This window comes from Pseudomonas sp. I2 (assembly GCF_040984075.1).
Lineage (GTDB): Bacteria > Pseudomonadota > Gammaproteobacteria > Pseudomonadales > Pseudomonadaceae > Aquipseudomonas > Aquipseudomonas guariconensis_B.
In genome coordinates this window covers 1-520 of record NZ_JBCGFQ010000142.1, presented here as the reverse complement: position 1 = coordinate 520, position 520 = coordinate 1, and the positions used below count along the sequence as shown (strand labels likewise).

Below are 520 nucleotides of genomic sequence, written 5' to 3'. Positions count from 1 at the left end.
GTGGCGGAGGCAGGCATGGCGTCGCCATGGACGTGGGAAAAGTTGACCCCCGCCTGCTCGAACACCCGGCCTTCGCGCAGCACCCGGCTGCGTCCGCCGCCACCGCCTTCCCGCTGCCAGGCATCTTCAATAAACGGCGCGCCATCCACGGCGCTCAGCTGCTGACAGAGGTTGTCCTGGAGCTGGAGCAGAAAAGTTTTTACCTGCGCGGCATCGGGTTTCATTAACGTCTCTTCGAATGGGCTTTCTGGTTATCGAACCAGTGGAAATAGCTGATAATGCCGTTGGCAATCGCGGTGGCGATTTTCTGCCGGAAGGCGGTGGTGCCGAGCAGTTTCTCCTCGTTCGGGTTGGTGATAAACGAGGTTTCCACCAGCACAGACGGTATGGATGGTGACTTCAGCACCACGAACGCCGCCTGCTCGGTATTGCGGCTGTGCAGCTTATGTACCGGCTTGATCTTTTTCAGGATATGCGAGCCCAGCGTCAGGCTGTTTTTGATGGTGTCGGTCTGCACCAG

2 protein-coding genes are annotated in these 520 nt (G+C 58.7%); both read right to left on the bottom strand.

Translation table 11 applies throughout. The annotated features are described in order from the left end of the window. The coding region (locus tag WCE05_RS25945) for a coproporphyrinogen III oxidase (protein WP_368816831.1) at positions 1-224 on the bottom strand (224 nt) is incomplete at its 3' end. Next, positions 224-520, bottom strand: a 297-nt coding sequence (locus tag WCE05_RS25940; protein ID WP_368816830.1) for an N-acetylmuramoyl-L-alanine amidase, incomplete at its 5' end; no start/stop codon positions are given. The genes WCE05_RS25940 and WCE05_RS25945, both read right to left, overlap by 1 nt.